Raw genomic sequence first — 17,946 nt, 5'->3', positions numbered from 1 at the left:
AGCGCCCGACCCGGACCGATCTGTCCGGACCCGCACCCATATGGTGGACCGCATGTCCGACGTACGTGCCAGCTATCTGACCGACGGGGCCGAGATCTACCGTCGCTCGTTCGCGACGATCCGCGCCGAGGCCGATCTGAGCGGATTCCCGCCGGACGTGGCGCAGGTGGCAGTGCGGATGATCCATGGCTGCGGTCAGGTGGATCTCGCCGCGGACATCGCCTTCTCCCCCGGCGTCGTCGCCTCGGCGCGGGCGGCGCTGCGCGCGGGCGCGCCGATTCTCTGCGATGCCACCATGGTTGCCTCCGGCGTGACCAGGAAACGACTGCCCGCCGACAACGAGGTGGTGTGCACCCTCGCCGACCCGCGCGTGCCGGAGTTGGCCGCCGCCAGGGGCACAACCCGCTCCGCCGCCGCGCTCGAACTGTGGCGCGACCGTCTCGACGGCGCCGTCGTCGCGATCGGCAACGCGCCCACGGCGCTGTTCCACCTGCTCGACCTGCTCGACGCGGGAGCGCCCCGGCCCGCCGCCGTGCTCGGCATTCCGGTCGGCTTCGTCGGCGCGGCCGAATCGAAGGACGCGCTGATCGAGTTCGGCGGCGTCGAATACCTCACCGTGCGCGGCAGGCGCGGCGGCAGCGCCATCACCGCGTCCGCGCTGAACGCGATTGCGAGCGAACAGGAATGAGCACTCCGGGCAAGCTGTGGGGCGTCGGACTCGGTCCGGGCGATCCGGAACTGGTGACGGTCAAGGCGGCCAACGTGATCGGCGCGGCCGACGTGATCGCGTTCCACAGCGCGCGCCACGGCCGCAGCATCTCCCGCCGTATCGCGGCGCCGTACCTGCGCCCCGGCCAACTGGAAGAGCATCTCGTCTACCCGGTGACCACCGAGACAACCGACCATCCCGGCGGTTATCAGGGTGCGATCGACGAGTTCTACGAACAGGCCGCCGAGCGGCTGGCCGAGCACCTCGCCGCGGGCCGCTCGGTCGCGCTGCTCGCCGCGGGCGACCCTCTGTTCTACAGCTCCTATATGCACATGCACCGGCGCCTGGCCGACCGGTTCGAAGCCGAGATCATCCCCGGCATCACGTCCGTGAGCGCGGCGTCGGCGGCGCTGGGCACACCGCTGGTCGAGGGCGAGCAGGTGCTCACCGTGCTGCCGGGCACCATGCCGGTCGACGAGCTCACCCGGCGGCTGCGCAGCACCGACGCCGCCGCGATCATGAAACTCGGACGCACGTATCCCGGTGTGCGCCAGGCTCTTACAGATTCCGGCCGACTCGCGGGCGCGTACTACATCGAGCGCGCGAGCACCACCGAACAGCGCGTGCTGCACGCGGGCGCGGTGGACGACGCCGAGGTGCCCTACTTCGCCATCACCCTCGTGCCGGGTCCCGAGCCGACCACGCCGCTGCCCCGCCTCGAAGAGGAGACCGTTCAGCGTGACCGCGATGCCGAGGGGGTCGGTGAGGTCGTGGTGGTGGGCCTGGGTCCCGGCGCGCCCGAGTGGACCACCGACGAGGTGCGCGCGGCATTGGCAGAGGCGACCGACCTGGTCGGCTACACCACCTATTTGAACCGGGTGCCCGAACGCCCGGGCCAGCGTCGTCATCCCAGCGACAACCGGGTCGAGTCCGAGCGCGCGGCCATGGCCTTGGATCTGGCCAAGCGTGGCGCGCGGGTCGCGGTCGTCTCCTCGGGGGATCCCGGTGTCTTCGCGATGGCGGCGGCGGTGCTGGAGGAATCCGCCGACCCGCAGTGGCGCGCGGTGCCGGTGCGGGTGCTGCCCGGGCTCACCGCGGCCAACGCGGTGGCCAGCCGGGTGGGCGCGCCGCTCGGGCACGACTACGCGATGATCTCGCTCTCCGATCGACTCAAGCCGTGGGAGGTTGTGGCGCAGCGCCTTTCGGCGGTCGCTGCGGCCGACATGGCGATCGCGATCTACAATCCGGCATCCTCGCAACGCACCTGGCAGGTGGGCGCGATGCGGGATCTGCTGCTGGAGCATCGCAAGCCCGACACGCCCGTCGTCATCGGGCGCGACGTCGGCGGGCCCACCGAGTCGGTCCGGGTGGTGCCGCTGGGCGACCTCGACCCCGCGGAGGTGGACATGCGGACGCTGCTGATCGTCGGCGCGTCCACCACCACGGCGCTGGAAACCGGTACGGGCACCCGGGTCTTCACCTCCCGCCGCTACGGCCGCACGCGCGACGCGGCCGCCGGCGACGCGTAGTATCGCCTGACGCACCGAAGCAGATCGGAGGGACCTTGGCCGCGACACTGTCGGAGCTGACGCTGCGCGCCCGAGCCTTGGAGGCCAGGGCCACCGCGAGCGAACAGGCACTCGACGAACAGGGCGAGGTCCTCAACGAACTCGCGGTGCTGACCAGGAAGACGCTCGACGGCATCGGCCGGATCGACCTGCGCGCGGAAACCCTCGACGAAGCCGTCGGCGAGCTGCGCCAGGACGTCGGAGACCTGCGCGAGAATGTGGGCGAACTCAACCGCAGGGTGACCGTGCTCGAACAAGGACAGGTCCGTCTGGAACAGGGCCAAGCCGCGCTCGCTCGCGGCCAGGCGCAGCTCGAACAAGGACAGGCACGGCTGGAGCAGGGAATGGCGCAGGTGCTCGCCCGGCTCGACAAGCTGACCGGCGACGCCTGACCCACCACGTTCCGGTAACATTCCATTATGGAATGTTGAGAGCGAAGGGAGCAGTCGTTGACCAACACCGCGACCAAGCGCAAACCACTGAACTCGACGGCGGCGTCGTTGCTCGGATTTCTGCACGAAGGCGCGATGTCGGGATGGGATTTGGTGACCGAGGCCCAGGAGCGCATCGGCGACTTCTGGACCATCACCCAGAGCCAGGTCTACCGGGAACTCGCCACCATGGACGCGGCGGGACTCGTCGAGAAGGGCGAGACCGGCGCCAGGGAGCGCACCCCCTACCACATCACCGACGCGGGCCGGGAAGCGTTCCTGGAATGGGTCGTCCGCGATCCCGGCGGGGAAACCATCCGGGTGCCGTTGCTGCTCACGCTCTCCTTCGGCGAGCATCTCGATCGCGATCGGCTCGACGGCATCATCGCCGCCAACCGGGAGATCCATCAGGCCCGGCTCACCCGGTATCTCGCCGAAGACCCGGAAGGTAAGACCGCATTCGCCCGCGCCACCTTGGATTTCGGGATTCGCTACGAGCGCACGGTGCTGGACTGGTTCGATCATCTGCCGGAAATTCTCGGCGGCTGATCTCTCCGGCTCGTCGCGAGCCGGAACGTCTCAGCCGCGCCGGGCTCGCCGGATGCGCAGCCAATCCAGCGCTTGCGCAGAGGATTCCACGATCCGCGCGCCCTCGGGCAGCGGCGGGCGGTCCACCACGACCACCGGGATGCCCGCGGCGCGGGCGGCGGCGAGTTTGGCCTCCGTCTGCTCCCCGCCGCTGTCCTTCGTGACGAGCGCGTCGATCCGATACTCCGCGAGCAGCCGCGCTTCGTCCTGCACCGCGAACGGCCCACGGGCGAGGAGCAATTCGTGCCGCGGCGGCAGCGCGCCCTCCGGCGGGTCGATGGCACGAATCAGAAACCAGGGCCGGTCGAGTCCCGCGAAGGCGTCGACGCCTTGTCTGCCGATGGTCAGGAACACGCGCTCGCCGAACGTGCCGACTGCCGTCGCGGCCGCGGGGAGATCAGGTACACGCATCCAGCGGTCGCCTGCCTGCTCGACCCACCTGGGCCGGCGCAGGTGCACCAGCGGCACACCCGAAGCTCGCGCGGCGACTGCCGCGTTGGCGCTGATGGCCGCCGCGAACGGATGGGTGGCGTCGACCATCGCGGCCACGTCGTTGGCCGCGAGCCAGGCGCGCAGTCCTTCGGCGCCCCCGAAGCCGCCGACGCGGACCTCGCCCTCGGGCAGCAAGGGTGCGCGCACACGACCGGCGAGCGAGGACACGATCTCGAATCCTCGCTCGCCGGAAGCGATGTGGGCCAGCTCCCGCGCTTCCCGGGTGCCGCCCAGAATCAGAACTCTCAGGGCTGGCCGCTGAAGTAGGCGATACCCGCGTTCAGCAGCGACGGCCCGCCCGCGACGGCCAGACCGATCAGCGCGCCGAGCACCGCGCCCGGCAGGATACCGACACCGAAGAACACGATGCCGATGGCGGCGCCGATCAGGCCACCGACCAGAGCGCCGAGCGAGGCGCGCTGAAGTTCGGCGAAGAACCACTCCTGCGCGCCGATGAACTCGGCGGCGACCGGCGCGTTCGCGGTCGGCGCGACCTGCGGCGTCAGCGTGAGCTGCCTGCCCTCGTCGGCGACGGCCGCGGCGATCCGGACCTCTTGACCCTTGGCCGTCGCGGTGAGCGGAATGCTGGTGACGGTCTCGCCCGCGGAGTTCTTCAGCGTGACCGCCCGGTTGTCGGTGTCGACGCTGAACGCGCCACCGGTCACGCTGGTGACCACCGACTTGCCCGCGTCGGCGAGTTGCAGCGCGTAACCGACGCCCTGATCGCTGCCGGTGACGGTGGGCGCCGCAGCGGCCTGGTCCTGCACCGCGGGCGGCACCGGGGCGGCGTAGGAAGTACCGGCGGCGACTCCGGTAGCGGCGACAGCCAGCAATGCGGTAGCGGCGAACTTCTTGTATCTCATCTATCTCCCCAACAGGAATCGGATTTCCGATCAATGATCGGAACTCGGTCCCGACCCTACCGCGTGACCGGTAACGTGTTCACGCCTCCGCGGGGAAGGATCGCGCGGTTTTCACCACCGACCACTGTGTGACCGGAAGCTGCGGACGCCAGGTGGTGAAGGAGCCCAGTGGTTCCCCGCGATAGATCTGGAACTTCCGCAATATGCCGCCCTGGGCGTTCGACCAGTTGAGCAGCAACGATTCCGATTCCGCCGTGACCGCGTTCGCGACGAGCCTGCCGCCCTGCCGCAACTGCGCCCAGCATGTCTCGAGCACGCCATCCTGGGTCAGGCCCCCACCGACGAAAATCGCGTCGGGCGCGGCGATTCCGGTATCGGCGGCGAGTTCGCCACGCACTTCGCCGCGCACCTGGATGTGCGGCACGCCCAGAACCGTGGCATTGTCGGCGATCTGGCGTCGCCTGCGCTCGAGCCGCTCGAACGCGACGGCCCGGTTCCCCGCATGCGCCCGGCACCATTCGATGGCGATGCTGCCCGAACCGCCGCCCACATCCCACAGCAATTCCCCGGGCGCGGGCGCCAGGGCCGCCAGCGTCAGCGCGCGGACCTCGTGCTTGGTGAGCTGGCCGTCGCCGCCGAACAATTCGTCCGGCAGTCCGGGCAGGCGGGTGGCGCGCGGCCGGTCCGGGTCGGCCGAGCAGGTGATCGCCACGACGTTCAGCGGGTCGCCCGGCGGGTGTTCCCACTGCTGCGCGATTCCGGCGCGGCGCCGTTCGGCGGAACCGCCCAGTTGCTCGAGGACCGTCAGCTCCGAACCGCCGAAACCGTGGCCTCCGAGCAGTCGCGCCAGATCCCGCGGTGTGTGCTCGTCGGCGCTGAGCACCAGCAGCCGCCTGCCGTCGGCCAGCTCGGGCAGCACCGTCGCCAACGGACGCCCGACCACGCTGACCACCGGCGTTTCGGCCAGCGGCCAGCCAAGGCGGGCGCAGGCCAGGGAGGCGGAAGACGGTTGCGGCAGCACCCGCAGCGCCTGCGCGCCCAGCAATCGAGCCAAGGTGACGCCGATTCCGTAGAACATCGGATCGCCGCTGGCCAGGACGCACAACCGCGCCCCGCCATGCCGTTCGAGCAGGCCGGGCAGCGCAGGCAGTAGAGGCGACGGCCACGTCACCCGGTGCGCCGCCACGGTGGGCGGCACGAGCGCGAGCTGGCGCACGGAACCGAACAAGACCTCGGCGTCACCGACGGCCTCCCGCGCGGCGCGACCGAGGCCGTCCCAGCCGTCGGCGCCGATTCCGACGACCGTGACCGGTGTTCCTGTCCACGACCCGGGCGCGGCGCTCATCGGGGCATCCGGCGCCAGATCGGTTGTGGCAGCAGTCGCATCGCGAAGAACACCGGCCGCAGGATTCCGGGCACCCAGACTCGGCTCGCGCCCCGGCGCAGACCCTTGACCACCGCGTCGGCAACCTGATCCGGGGTGCTGGAGAACGGCGCCGGGGACATCCCCTCGGTCATCCGCCCGATCACGAACCCGGGACGGACCAGCAGCAACCGCACGCCAGTGCCGTGCAGGGCGTCCGCGAGACCGGAGGCGAATCCGTCGAGTCCCGCTTTGGCCGAACCGTAGACGTAGTTCGCGCGCCGGACCCGCACACCGGCGACCGAGCTGAACACGACGATCTGTCCCGCCCCCCGCGCGCGCAGCAGATTCGCCACCGTGGTGAGAACGCCGGCCTGGGCGACGAAGTCGGTATGCAGGATCGCCGCCGCGTGGGCGGGATCCCGCTCGGCGCGCTGCTGATCGCCGAGCACACCGAAGGCGAGCACCGCGATCCCGATCGGCCCGTGCTCGGCGGCGATTTTTTCCAGCAACGCCGGATGACTCGCCATGTCGTCGGCGTCGAATTCGACGGTGTGCACTTCACTCGCGCCCGCCGCCGTGATCTCCGCGCGCTGCTCGTCCAATTCGCCGCTGCGCCGGGCCGCCAGAACCACCGCTCGTCCCGGCGCCAGCCGTCGCGCCACCTCGAGTCCGATCTCGCTCCGCCCGCCCAGCAGCAGCACGGTCCCGTCGGACAAACCACGCGTTCCCATGCGCCTCAGTCTGTCATTGGCACGGGCGGAGCTCGTCATCGCGCACCGGCGCGGTTCGGGCTGGTGCGGCGGGGGCGGGCGCCGACGGCTACGGTCGGAGGATGCCGACGAGTACTGCTGAGCTCTCGCCCGCCGCCCTCGAGTTCGTCGCCGAACGGCACCTCGCCACGCTGACGACCTTGCGTGCGGACGGAACGCCCCATGTGGTGGCGGTGGGATTCACCTGGGACCAAGAGGCCGGGATCGCGCGCGTGATCACCAACGACGGGTCGGTGAAGGTACGCAACGTGCGCCGCTCCGGCTACGCGGCGGTCAGCCAGGTCGACGGCATCCGGTGGCTCACGCTGGAGGGCCCGGCCACCGTGCTCGAGGCACCCGACGAGGTGGCCGAGGCGGTCGAGCGGTACGCGGGTCGTTATCGTGTGCCCCGGGAGAACCCGACCCGCGTGGTGATCGCCATCCAGGTCCGGCGCGTCCTGTCCAGCAGCACGCTGGTCGCACCGGCCGGGGACGGCGCGGCGGGCGGGAACGGCGCGGGCGCTTAGCGCCTCCGCCGGACGCCTTCCTCGCCGCCGTCAGCCGTCGATCACAGCACCGTCAGGCCGTGCGGCCGCTTGTTCAGGGATTCACCGCCTTCGTCGGTGACGATCACGATGTCCTCGATGCGCGCGCCCCACTCGCCGCGGAAGTAGATGCCGGGCTCCACGCTGAATGCCATGCCGGGCTGCAGGACGAGGTCGTTGCCCGCGACGATGTAGGGCTCCTCGTGCACCGACAGGCCGATGCCGTGTCCGGTGCGGTGCACGAATGCGGGCCCGAAACCGGCTTCGGTCAAGGGGTTTCGCGCCGCGTCGTCCACCGCGGCCGCGGTGACGCCCGGGCGGACGGCCGCGACCGCCGCAGCCTGCGCGCGTTCCAGCTCGGCGAACCGGGCGGCGATTTCCGGATCGGGCTCGCCCAGGACATAGGTCCGGGTGGAATCGGAGTAATAGCCGGGTTCGACCGGACCGCCGATGTCGACGACCACCACGTCGCCTGCCTCGATCCGGCGCTCGGACACGCCGTGATGCGGGTCCGCCCCGTGCGGACCGCTGCCGACGATGACGAACGCCGCCTCGGTGTGCCCCTCGGCCACGATCGCGGCCTCGATATCGCGGCCGACCTCCGCCTCCGTACGCCCCACCTGCAAGAACTCGCCCATCCGCGCGTGCACCCGGTCGATCGCCGCACCCGCCCGGCGCAGCGCGTCCACCTCGGCCGGGTCCTTGATCATGCGCAGTTCGCGCAGGACGGGAGTGGCGGACACCGGCAGGCCGGTGAACGACTCGGCCAGCGGCAGCAGATGCAGTGCGGGCATGACATCGGCCACGGCCACCCGGGAACCCACGTGCAGCGCTGACTTCACCAGCGCGTACGGGTTGGTTCCGTCGACCCAGTCCAGCACTTGCAGACCCAGTTCGCCCGCCGCGGAGCCCTCCAGCGACGCCAGCTCCAATTTCGGGATCACGACCGACGGCGTCGCACCGTCGGCGGGGATCACCAGGCAGGTCAGTCGCTCGAACGACTCGGCCGCCGAGCCGATCAGGTAGCGCAGGTCGGGGCCGGGAGTGATCAGCAGGGCATCGAGGTGGGCGGCCCGCATCAGCTCCACCGCCCGCTCCAGCCGTGCACCGTAGACGTCCGCCGCGAACCTCGAATCCGTATGCGAGCTCATTCGTCCGACGTTACCCGCCGGGCGGGCCCGGCGAACGCCGAACTTCGCCAGGGTGGTGTCGGTGCGACCGAGTAGCCTCAGCCCGTGACCTCTGCTTCCGGTGGGCCCTTGCTGCTGTTGGACGGAGCCAGTCTGTGGTTCCGCGCCTTCCACGCCATCCCCGACAAGATCACCGCACCCGACGGCCGGTCGGTGAACGCGCTGCGTGGTTTCACCGACATGGTGGCGTCGCTGATCACCCGGTTCGCCCCGAGCCGACTGGTGGTGTGCCTGGATCTGGACTGGCGCCCGGCGTATCGAGTCGAGCTGGTCCCGTCCTACAAGGCACACCGGCTGGACACGTCGCCCGATGCCGCACCCGGCGCCGAGACCGTTCCCGACAGGCTCACCCCGCAGGTCGAGATGATCCTCGAGGTGCTCGACGCCGCAGGGATCGCGACCGGAGGGGCGGAGGGCTTGGAAGCCGACGACGTGCTGGGCACCCTGGCGACTCGTGAGCGCGCCGACGAGGTGGTCGTGGTCAGCGGCGATCGTGACTTGCTGCAGCTCGTCCGGGACGAGCCCGCGCCACCGGTACGGGTGTTCTACGCCGGACGGGGGCTGGCCAAGGCGGAATTGTTCGGCCCGGCCGAGGTGTCGGCGAAGTACGGTGTGCCGCAGCGGAACGCAGGCCCGGCCTATGCCGACATGGCGACGCTGCGCGGCGACGCCTCGGACGGATTGCCCGGAGTGGCGGGCATCGGCGAGAAATCCGCCGCCGCCTTGATCTCCCGTTTCGGCTCCCTGGACGCCCTCGTCGCGGCCGTCGAGGACCCCGGCGCCGACCTGTCGCAAGGCGTGCGTGCCCGGCTGCGCGCCGCCGAGGACTACTTGAAGGCCGCCGCACCGGTCGTGCGGGTGGTCTGCGACGCCGAGGTAGCCCTGTCCCGCGACGACGTCCTCCCCACCGAACCGGCCGACCCGGCCCGCCTACACGCCCTCGCCACCGCCTACAACGCGGAAAGCCCGGTCACCCGCCTGATCACGGCACTCGCCACCCGCACCGCCTGACCCGGAAGCTGGTCGCACCCGTCGCGAAGAGCCATCCGATGCGCAACCGAGCACTCGACGTTCGGACTCGCGGCTCGTGGCTGCCGAACGAGAGCGGCATCCGCTCTGACACCCGCCTCGACCAGCATCGGTGTCCGCTACCGAAGCCATCGGCGGCAGTTGCACGCGACCACTCCTGCTCACCCCCGTCTGCACTACCGTCGCCGAAACCACTCTGAGGTCCGCCACCAATCGGCGGTATGGCTTCCCTCCGCTGGCGAAAGCGAACGCCGAGGTCCGCGCACAGCCTGACACTCCCAGCTCACCTCTGCCACAGGTTCCGAGCGAAGCGAGACCGAGCATCCGCCGTCCGCGGCCCGGCTCGCGCAAACGCGAGCCATCAGAGGGCCGCGAACACCCAGCGCCGCGGGCGCTGGAGAAACGAAAACAGCTCAGCTGGGGCGACCGACCTCGTAGGTGCCGTCGTCCTTGGTGATCTTGATGCTCACCTTCTTGGCCTCGCCGCTGACCTTCACGCTGCATTCGAAGGTGGCGTCGACCTTGACTTCCTGGCCGGAGGGGCAGGAGACGTCGCTGATGTCCTGGATGCCGTAGGAATCCGACAACACCTTCTTCACGCCGTCCTGCACGGCGGCCTGGTCCAACTGGTCCTTGGCGGTCAAGACGAGCACGAGCGCGACGATCGCGCCGACCACGGCGACACCGAGCACCGACAGCCCGATGATCAGGCCTTTGTTCTTGCCGCCCTGCTGCGGAGGCTGCTGTCCGGGAGCGCCCCACTGCGGCTGCGGCTGCCCCCACTGCGGCTGCTGCCCCTGCTGGCCCCAGTCCTGCTGCTGCGGTTGGCCCCACTGCGGCTGCTGGCCCTGAGCGGGCTGCTGGCCCCACTGCGGTTGCTGCGGTTGCTGCGGCTGCTGGCCCCACTGCTGCTGGGCCTGTCCCCATTGTTGCTGAGGTTGCTGCTCACCCCAGTGCTGGGTCGGCTGCGCCGAGGCCGGGGTCTGCGGCTGACCGCTCCACTGCTGCGTGGGACCGGACCCGCCCGGCGCCTGCTGTCCACCCCACTGCTGGGTGGGATCGTTGCGTCCCTCCCCGGGGTCGTTCGGTCCGTAAGGGCCGCTCATTTGCTTGCCTCCACTCGCATCGTTGTACACACGGTAGCCCCCCGCGTGGGCCTCGTCGCATGACACGACTACTCCGCCACGGTCGGTACGCGAAAGAAATCAAATCACAATCGAATCCGCCGTGTTGATATTGCCGCCCGCCGCGTGCCCGGCGCTCACGCCGCTCAGGCGGCGTCCACCGCCACGACGCCGCGCCGGATCGCCCGCACCGCCTTGGCCGCAGTGGCGGCGACCTCGAGATCGTCGGCGGTGCCGTGGATCTGATCGAGCAGATCGATCACCTGCCTGCACCAACGCACGAAGTCACCGGCCGACAGCGGCGAGCCTTGGTCGCCGCTGGCGAGCAACGACTCGGCCAACCCGTCGCCGCGTGCCCACTTGTAAATGCCGTCGACGAAACCGAGATCGGGTTCCCTGGTCGGCGGCAGCTTGTGTCGCGCCTCGTCGGAGCGCAGCTCGGACCAGACGCCGATGGTCGCGCCCACCGCGCGCCGGATCGGAGCCGTCGGTCCGGTCGCGCCGAGATAGCCGCCCTCCTGGCGTGATTCGTACACCAGGATCGAGACCACACCGGCCAGTTCGGCCGGGCCGAGACCGCGCCACAACCCCTTCCTGAGGCATTCGGCTACCAGCAGATCGCTTTCCGCGTAGATGCGCGCCAACCGGCGTCCGTCCGCGGTCACCTCGCTCTCGTGCACGAATCCACGTTCCTCCAGCAGACCTAGGATCCGATCGAACGTGCGCGCCAGCGAATTGGTGGTCGCGGCAACCTTCTGGCGCATCGCCTCCGTTTCGCGCTGCAACCGGTTGTAGCGCTCGCCGATCCGGGCCAGCTGCTCGCGATCGGGCCTGGAGTGCGCCGGATGGGCACGCAGGCTCCGGCGCAAGGTGGCCAGTTCCCGGTCGTCGGCCGCGGCGGACTGCCTGCCGCGACGTGGCCTGCCCGGCACCGAGATTCCCGTGCTGCGCAGCGCGGAGGCCAGGTCGCGGCGGATGCGCGCGGTGCGGTGATCCACCCGGCGCGGCAGCCGCATGTGCCCGAGCGCCTCGGCGGGCACCGGGAAGTCGGCGACCGAAACCCGTCCGGCCCACTTGTCCTCGGTGAGCACCAGCGGCCGCGGATCGCCCGGCGTCGCGTCCGGCTCCAGGATCACCGCGAGCCCGGCGCGGCGGCCGGACGGAATCGCCACCACGTCACCGCGCCGCAGCGCGCCGAGCGCGTCTACGGCGGCGCCGCGCCGGTCGGCACGGCTCTGCTGGGCCAACTGCCGCTCCCGCTGCTTGATCCGCTCGCGCAGCGACAGGTACTCGAGGAACCCGCCTTCGGCACCGCCGAGCTGGTCGCGCAACTTGCGCAGCGCTCCCTCGTTGCGCTCGATGCCGCGCACCAGCCCGACCACCGACCGATCCGCCTGGAACTGGGCGAACGATCGCTCCAGCAGGGCGCGCGACTCGTCGGCACCCATCCGATCGATGAGGTTGATCGACATGTTGTAGCCCGGCCGGAACGAGCTGCGCAGCGGATAGGTGCGCGTCGAGGCCAGGCCGGCGACCGCGCTGGTGTCCACCTCTGGCTGCCACAACACCACCGCGTGGCCTTCGACGTCGATGCCGCGCCGCCCCGCACGCCCGGTCAGCTGGGTGTACTCCCCGGGCGTGAGCTCCGCGTGCGACTCGCCGTTGAACTTGACCAGCCGTTCCAGCACCACCGTGCGGGCGGGCATGTTGATGCCGAGCGCCAGCGTCTCGGTGGCGAAGACGGCACGCACCAGCCCGTTGACGAACAGCTCTTCGACGGTGTGCCGGAACGCGGGCAGCATCCCGGCGTGATGCGCGGCGAGGCCGCGGTGCAGCGCCTCACGCCACTCCCAGTAGCCGAGCACCTCCAGATCGGCCTTGGGCAGATCGCCGGTGTGCTTGTCGATGATCGCGTCGACCTCGTCGCGCTCCTCCGGACGGCTCAGATCCAGCCGCGAGCGCAGGCACTGGGCGAGCGCGCCGTCGCATCCCGCCCGGCTGAAGATGAACGTGATCGCGGGCAGCAAGCCCTCTTCGTCCAGCTTGGCGAGCACCTCCGGCCGCGGCAGCGGGCGGAAATCCCGGCGCGGGCCACCGCGGCCGTTGCGCGGGGCGCCCCAGCTGTTCATCCGGTCGGCCGCCTCACGGTGGCGGATGAACCGCACCAGGTCTTCGTCGACGAGCACCTTCTGCTCGGTGGATTTGGTGTCGAACAGGTCGAACATCCGCCGTCCCACCATGACGTGCTGCCACAGCGGAACCGGCCTGGTCTCGTCGACCACCACCGCGGTGTCGCCGCGCACGGTCTCCATCCAGGCGCCGAACTCCTCGGCGTTGCTCACCGTGGCCGAAAGGCTGACCAGCCGCACGTCCGGGGACAGGTGCAGGATGACCTCCTCCCACACCGCGCCGCGGAACCGGTCGGCGAGGTAGTGCACCTCGTCCATCACGACATAGGAAAGCCCGCGCAGCGCGTCCGAGGAGGCGTAGAGCATGTTGCGCAGCACCTCGGTGGTCATGACGACCACCGGCGCGTCCGGATTGATCGATTGGTCGCCGGTCAGCAGTCCGACCTGGTCGCGACCGTGACGCTCGGTGAGGTCGGCGAACTTCTGGTTCGACAGCGCCTTGATGGGTGTGGTGTAGAAGCACTTCCCGCCCGCCGCCAGCGCCAGGTGAACGGCGAACTCACCGACGACCGTCTTTCCCGCGCCGGTGGGGGCACAGACGAGTACGCTGTGGCCTTCTTCGAGCGCCGCACAGGCTTCGCGCTGAAACGGATCCAGCCGGAATTTCAGCTCGGCGGAAAATGCGGTCAACTCGCCCGTCTGCGACCGGTCAACTGTCACTCGTCAGAGCGTATCGGAGTAGTCCGACACCGGTCGTGCGGATTTCTCCGCGGGCGTACCGATCGACCCGGCCGGATCGATCGGTGACGGGGCGCCGAGTTCGGAGGCCTCCTCGTCCGACAGCGCACCCCAGCCCTCGCGCTCCTTGCGCGCCCGGCGCAGGTCGTTGACCCGGGAGAACTGGATCGCCACCTCGAACAACACCGTCAACGCCAAGGCCAGCGCCAGCATCGAGAAGGGATCCTGCGGAGTCACGATCGCCGCGAAGACGAACAACCCGAAGGTGATCCCCCGCCGCCACGCCTTCAGGCGCTCGTAGGTCAGCACGCCGACCAGGTTCAACCCGACGATCAGCAACGGCGTCTCGAAACTGACCCCGAAGATGATCAGCAACTGGATGATGAACGAGAAATATTGCGACCCGCTCAACGCCGTGATCTGCACGTTGTCGCCGATTGTCAGCAAGAAGCTCAACGCGTGCGCGATCACCACGTAGGCCAGCACCGCGCCGGCGGCGAACAACACCGTGCCCGAGGAGACGAACCCGACCGCGTACTTGCGCTCCTTCGCGTACAGCCCGGGGGTGATGAACGCCCACAACTGGTACAGCCAGATCGGCGCCGCCAGCACCACGCCTGCGGTCAGGCCGACCTTCAACCGCAGCGTGAACTGCTCGAACGGCGCGGTCGCCAGCAGACGGCACTCGCCGTCCGGGGTCAACGACGCACGGGCCGACGAGGGCAGCGAGCAATACGGCCCGCGCAGGATCTCACCGAGGCTCTCGATCCCGAGGAACCCGTGCCCGTACCACAGGAACCCGAGCACCGTCGTCGCGATCACCGCGGCGATCGACACGAGCAACCGGTAACGCAGCTCCTGCAGATGCTCGACCAACGACATGGTGCCGTCGGGATTGGTCCTGCGCTTACTGCGCCGCGGATCGAACGGGATTCGCATGGTTGGTGATCGCCCCTGGGTTCACGTGCCTCGCACGGCTCGGCAACAGCACTGAGTCCGGAGTGAGTTCTTCCTCACTCCGGCGCGAGCGGCTCCGCTCAGACCGATTTCTGCTCGGTGCGGGGCTCGGTGGCCTGCTGCGTCGGCTGCTGCGCGGCGGGCAACTGCGGTGCGGGCTGCTGAGCCTGCGCGCCGCTGGTCGGCGCGTTGCTCTCGTTCTGCATCTGACTGACCTCGCTCTTGAAGATGCGCAACGATCGGCCCAAACTGCGGGCCGCGTCGGGCATCCGCTTCGCGCCGAAGAACATCACGAAGACCACCGCAATGATCAGCCAGTGCCAGATGCTCAGACTGCCCATGATCTACCTCCCAAGACTGTGATGTTTCGATGCTACCGGAGGGTGACGTGCGCGAACGCCGCCGTCACCGCTCGTTCGCCCTGCGTTCGGGCGGGGCGCCCGCCGCTGCGGCCCGCAGTTGGCCGAGCAGCTCCCGTCCGGTCCACGCGCGCCTGCCGCCCTGCTCGGCCGCGACGATCAATTCGATCAGCCGCTGATTCACCGGCGTCGGCATCCCGACCATTGCGCCCAGTTCGACGATTTCCCCGCACAGCCAGGATATTTCGGTGGTACGGCCCAGCTCCAGGTCGTCCGCCATGGACGAACGCGCCATCGGATCGATGGCCAGCACCTGCCCGGCTACCCGCCGGAAGAGGCCGTCGGGAACGGTCAGCAGCGCGGCCATCACCCGTGGCGGCAGTGGGGTCAGCCGGGCGGGGCGAATTCGCGCCTTGTTCATCACCTCGAGCGCTTCGCGCTGGGTGAGCGCGAGGCAACGGCGGTAGTCCCGGTCGGCGAGTTCTTCCCGCAGCGGGCGCCCCGACAGCGCGTTGACCGGGTTGTTCAGGTTCAGCAGCAGCTTCGCCCACTGCACCGGCCGCAGGTCGGGATACCGGCGCAGGCCGAGCCCCGCTCGCTCGAATACGTCCAGGAACGGCGCCAGAGCCGGATCGTCCTGTACCGCGAGACCGCCCTCGGTGCCGCGATGGAAACGCCCGCCGGGGTGGTGCACGACGTTGAACATCACCATTCCGGCCAGGACCACGCAGTGCGGCAGGATCTCCCGGATCACCGAGTCGTTGCCGATGCCGTTCTGCAGGCTGAGCACGACGGTGCCCGGCCGGATCTTGCCCGCGAGGTCGCGCACCGCCTCCGCCGTCGCCGCCGATTTCACCGTGACCAGCACCAGGTCCGCCGAGCCGACGTCATCCGGTTCGGTGGCGCGGTGGAATCGATCCGGCGGCAAAGCGTCGTCGCCGCCGTCGAGGTCGGTGAGCCGGAGCCCGGACGCGCCGAGTTCGTCGAGCACGCGCCTGCGGCCGACCAGGGTGACCTCCGCGCCCGCTACACCGAGCTTGCCGCCGACGAAGTTGCCGATGCTGCCCGCGCCTACCACCAGCACACGACTGTTCATGCCGGTAGGGCCTCTGCCTTCCTCATCTGGCCTCCAGGTATCCGGCTTCCTCGTAGGCGGCCAGCGCGGCGTTCGACCGCTCACGCACCGCCGCCACCAGCTCCGGCGGGCCGAGGACGGTGACGCCCGCCCCGAAACCGAGCAGCAGGCGGGCCATCCAGTCCAGCGTGGCGAACCGCATGGTCGCCTCCAGGCTGCCGTCGGGATGCACCGCCAGCCGATGCATCGGGTACTGATCCAGCACCCAAGCGTAATCGGCGTGAATCCGCAAGCGCGCCAAGGCGACCGCGGGATCATCCTGGAACAGGTCCAGGCCCGCCGTCGCGTCGGTGGCATGCACGGGCGGCCGGGCGAGTTCGTCCAGCTCGGTCGCGGCCTCGATCCGGTCGAAGCGGAACAGCCGCACCCCCTCGGCCTGCCTGCACCACGCTTGCAGGTAGCTGTTGTCGTCCACGAGGACGATGCGGATCGGGTCGACGATGCGTTCGGACACCACGTCGCGACTGGCGGAGTAGTACACCAACCGCAGCGCACGGCCGAGCGCCAGCGCCGACCGCACGGCGGCCACCGCGGGCGCCTCCGGCGGCGGGGTTCGCGACCGCCCGTTCTCCGCGAGTTCCGCGCCGCCCGCGATCGCCGCTTCGATCTTCGCGATGGCCGCGTGGGCCGCCGTCGGGTCCACCATGCCGGGCATGTCGACGATCGAGCGCAGCGCGACCAGCAACGCGGTCGCCTCGGTGGAAGTCAACCGCAACGGACGGTCGATGCCTGCGGAGAAGGTGACCTCGATGCTCTCCTCGGAGAACGACAAGTCGATCAGGTCGCCCGGACCGTACCCGGGAAGTCCGCACATCCACAGCTGATTGAGGTCGCTCATCAACTGTTTGGTGGTCACGCCCAGGTCGGCGGCGGCCTCGGCCGCGCTGATGCCCGGGTGGGCGATGAAGTACGGGATCATGTTGAGCAGCCGGGACAGCCGGACCGAGAGCCGCGAGCTCATGCCCGCACCTCCGTGCGGTCGAACACCGAACGCAGCCGCGCGATGACATCGGCACGCAGCGACTCGGGGGCGAGTACCACGGCGTCCGGGCCCAGGCCGGTGATCAGCCGGGCCAGCCAATCGCGGGATCGCACCGGAAGCTCGACGACGGCGCCCGTACGGCCGCCGACGACGCGCTCACCGGTCACCTGGCCGAGCCTGCGGATCTCCCGCCCGCGCCCTTCGGCCACCCACACCGTCGCCGAGCCGCTGACCGGCGCGGTGCTGGTGACCTGGTCGACGATGGCGCGCAGGTCGACGCCCTCCGGCTTGTGGACGGCGTTGCGCGGGCCATACGCGGTCACGTCGTCGCCGATGCGGGACAGCCGGAAACTGCGCACCGCGTCCCGGTCCCGGTCGTGCCCGACCAGGTACCAGCGGCCGTGATGGGTGACGACGCCCCACGGTTCGACGTCGCGCATGAGATAGGGGGCGTTGATCGCGCCGCGGTGCTCGAACCGCACCGCCTGGCCCACGTCGATCGCGGCGAGGAGTTTGCCGAGCACGGGTTCGGAGCCCCGAGCGCGGGCCGGAACCGCGGGCACGGACGCCACCGCGGCGTCGGTTTCCACGTGGATGCCCGCCGCGCGCAGTTTGAGCAACGCCCCCTCCGCGGCGGCGGCGAGTTCCGGCGATTCCCACATCTGCACGGCCACCGCGACGGCGGCGGCCTCCTGATCGCTCAGATCGATGTCGGGTAGCTCGTAGGCGTCGCGGTTGATCCGGTAGCCCTCCACCGTCGAGTACCGGCTCACCGGACCGACTTCCAGCGGAATCCCCAGATCACGCAGTTCGTTCTTGTCCCGCTCGAACATCCGGCTGAACGCCTCGTCGCTGGCGGAGTCCTCGTATCCGGCCACGCTCACCCGGATCCGCTCGGCGGTCAGGAACTGCCGGGTCGACAGCAGCGCGATGACCAGATTCATCAGCCGCTCGACCTTGGATATCGCCACCCGATAGAGGGTAATCTGCGC

18 protein-coding genes are annotated in these 17,946 nt (G+C 70.0%); 6 read left to right on the top strand and 12 right to left on the bottom strand.

Going from position 1 to position 17,946, the window contains the following annotated elements:
• Positions 1-52 precede the first annotated feature (52 nt).
• From ABZ824_RS06810 to ABZ824_RS06795, 4 genes are read left to right on the top strand one after another with little or no spacing between them, the layout of a single operon-like run.
• The gene (locus ABZ824_RS06810) at positions 53-688 is read left to right on the top strand and encodes a precorrin-8X methylmutase (RefSeq protein WP_356962079.1); all 636 of its coding nucleotides are present in this window, start codon (positions 53-55) and stop codon (positions 686-688) included.
• Positions 685-2,238 carry a precorrin-3B C(17)-methyltransferase gene (cobJ, locus tag ABZ824_RS06805; protein WP_356962077.1) on the top strand — a complete coding sequence of 518 codons (1,554 nt, stop codon included), beginning with the start codon at positions 685-687 and terminating at the stop codon, positions 2,236-2,238. Before ABZ824_RS06810 ends, cobJ begins: the two co-directional genes overlap by 4 nt.
• A gap of 35 nt (positions 2,239-2,273) precedes the next feature.
• Entirely contained in the window at positions 2,274-2,669 is a 396-nt protein-coding gene (locus ABZ824_RS06800) for a hypothetical protein (protein ID WP_356962075.1), read from the top strand.
• 57 nt (positions 2,670-2,726) lie between these two features.
• Positions 2,727-3,257 carry a PadR family transcriptional regulator gene (locus tag ABZ824_RS06795; RefSeq protein ID WP_355077587.1) on the top strand — a complete coding sequence of 177 codons (531 nt, stop codon included), beginning with the start codon at positions 2,727-2,729 and terminating at the stop codon, positions 3,255-3,257.
• 30 nt (positions 3,258-3,287) lie between these two features.
• Here the strand turns inward: ABZ824_RS06795 and ABZ824_RS06790 are convergent, their stop codons facing one another.
• The 4 genes from ABZ824_RS06790 to ABZ824_RS06775 all read right to left on the bottom strand — a co-directional run bounded on the left by ABZ824_RS06790 (position 3,288) and on the right by ABZ824_RS06775 (position 6,748).
• Positions 3,288-4,037, bottom strand: coding sequence for a cobalt-precorrin-6A reductase (locus tag ABZ824_RS06790; protein WP_356962482.1), 750 nt, complete (start codon positions 4,035-4,037; stop codon positions 3,288-3,290).
• On the bottom strand, positions 4,034-4,651 hold the full coding sequence (locus tag ABZ824_RS06785) for a hypothetical protein (protein WP_356962073.1): 618 nt from the start codon (positions 4,649-4,651) through the stop codon (positions 4,034-4,036). Before ABZ824_RS06785 ends, ABZ824_RS06790 begins: the two co-directional genes overlap by 4 nt.
• 79 nt (positions 4,652-4,730) lie before the next feature.
• Positions 4,731-5,996: a precorrin-6y C5,15-methyltransferase (decarboxylating) subunit CbiE gene (gene cbiE, locus ABZ824_RS06780; RefSeq protein ID WP_356962072.1), complete on the bottom strand. Its 1,266-nt coding sequence runs from the start codon at positions 5,994-5,996 to the stop codon at positions 4,731-4,733.
• Positions 5,993-6,748, bottom strand: a complete 756-nt coding sequence (locus tag ABZ824_RS06775) for an SDR family NAD(P)-dependent oxidoreductase (protein ID WP_356962070.1) — start codon at positions 6,746-6,748, stop codon at positions 5,993-5,995. The genes cbiE and ABZ824_RS06775 overlap by 4 nt, the downstream gene beginning before the upstream one ends.
• 101 nt (positions 6,749-6,849) lie before the next feature.
• Here ABZ824_RS06775 and ABZ824_RS06770 point away from each other — a divergent pair, with 101 nt between their 5' ends.
• Positions 6,850-7,293, top strand: a complete 444-nt coding sequence (locus ABZ824_RS06770) for a PPOX class F420-dependent oxidoreductase (protein WP_355077580.1) — start codon at positions 6,850-6,852, stop codon at positions 7,291-7,293.
• Between the two features lie 41 nt (positions 7,294-7,334).
• On the opposite strand, the gene ABZ824_RS06765 is transcribed toward ABZ824_RS06770, so the two are convergent.
• Positions 7,335-8,462 (bottom strand): Xaa-Pro peptidase family protein, encoded by a 1,128-nt coding sequence (locus tag ABZ824_RS06765; protein WP_356962069.1) that lies wholly within the window; start codon positions 8,460-8,462, stop codon positions 7,335-7,337.
• Positions 8,463-8,546: 84 nt separating this feature from the next.
• On the opposite strand from ABZ824_RS06765, the gene ABZ824_RS06760 reads away from it, so the two are divergent.
• The gene (locus tag ABZ824_RS06760) at positions 8,547-9,512 is read left to right on the top strand and encodes a 5'-3' exonuclease (RefSeq protein WP_356962067.1); all 966 of its coding nucleotides are present in this window, start codon (positions 8,547-8,549) and stop codon (positions 9,510-9,512) included.
• Positions 9,513-9,943: 431 nt separating this feature from the next.
• Here the strand turns inward: ABZ824_RS06760 and ABZ824_RS06755 are convergent, their stop codons facing one another.
• From ABZ824_RS06755 to ABZ824_RS06725, 7 genes are all read right to left on the bottom strand, one after another.
• Positions 9,944-10,636, bottom strand: a complete 693-nt coding sequence (locus ABZ824_RS06755; protein WP_356962065.1) for a DUF4333 domain-containing protein — start codon at positions 10,634-10,636, stop codon at positions 9,944-9,946.
• A 164-nt stretch (positions 10,637-10,800) separates the two neighbouring features.
• Positions 10,801-13,503 carry an RNA helicase gene (locus tag ABZ824_RS06750; protein WP_355077572.1) on the bottom strand — a complete coding sequence of 901 codons (2,703 nt, stop codon included), beginning with the start codon at positions 13,501-13,503 and terminating at the stop codon, positions 10,801-10,803.
• 3 nt (positions 13,504-13,506) lie between these two features.
• Positions 13,507-14,460, bottom strand: a complete 954-nt coding sequence (tatC, locus tag ABZ824_RS06745) for a twin-arginine translocase subunit TatC (protein WP_355077569.1) — start codon at positions 14,458-14,460, stop codon at positions 13,507-13,509.
• Positions 14,461-14,558: 98 nt separating this feature from the next.
• Entirely contained in the window at positions 14,559-14,819 is a 261-nt protein-coding gene (gene tatA / locus ABZ824_RS06740; protein ID WP_355077567.1) for a Sec-independent protein translocase subunit TatA, read from the bottom strand.
• Positions 14,820-14,883: 64 nt separating this feature from the next.
• Complete coding sequence (locus ABZ824_RS06735) at positions 14,884-15,933, bottom strand: 2-dehydropantoate 2-reductase (protein WP_356962063.1); 1,050 nt, start codon at positions 15,931-15,933, stop codon at positions 14,884-14,886.
• Positions 15,934-15,955: 22 nt separating this feature from the next.
• Complete coding sequence (locus ABZ824_RS06730) at positions 15,956-16,933, bottom strand: YafY family protein (protein ID WP_355077564.1); 978 nt, start codon at positions 16,931-16,933, stop codon at positions 15,956-15,958.
• A complete protein-coding gene (locus ABZ824_RS06725; protein WP_356962062.1) occupies positions 16,930-17,925 on the bottom strand; it encodes a YafY family protein in 996 nt (331 codons plus the stop codon). The genes ABZ824_RS06730 and ABZ824_RS06725 overlap by 4 nt, the downstream gene beginning before the upstream one ends.
• Between the last annotated feature and the right edge of the window lie 21 nt (positions 17,926-17,946).

This window comes from Nocardia sp. NPDC047038, assembly GCF_040644075.1.
GTDB lineage: Bacteria > Actinomycetota > Actinomycetes > Mycobacteriales > Mycobacteriaceae > Nocardia > Nocardia sichangensis.
Note: the sequence above shows the minus strand (reverse complement) of the source record. Positions and strands in the feature narration are given on the sequence as shown.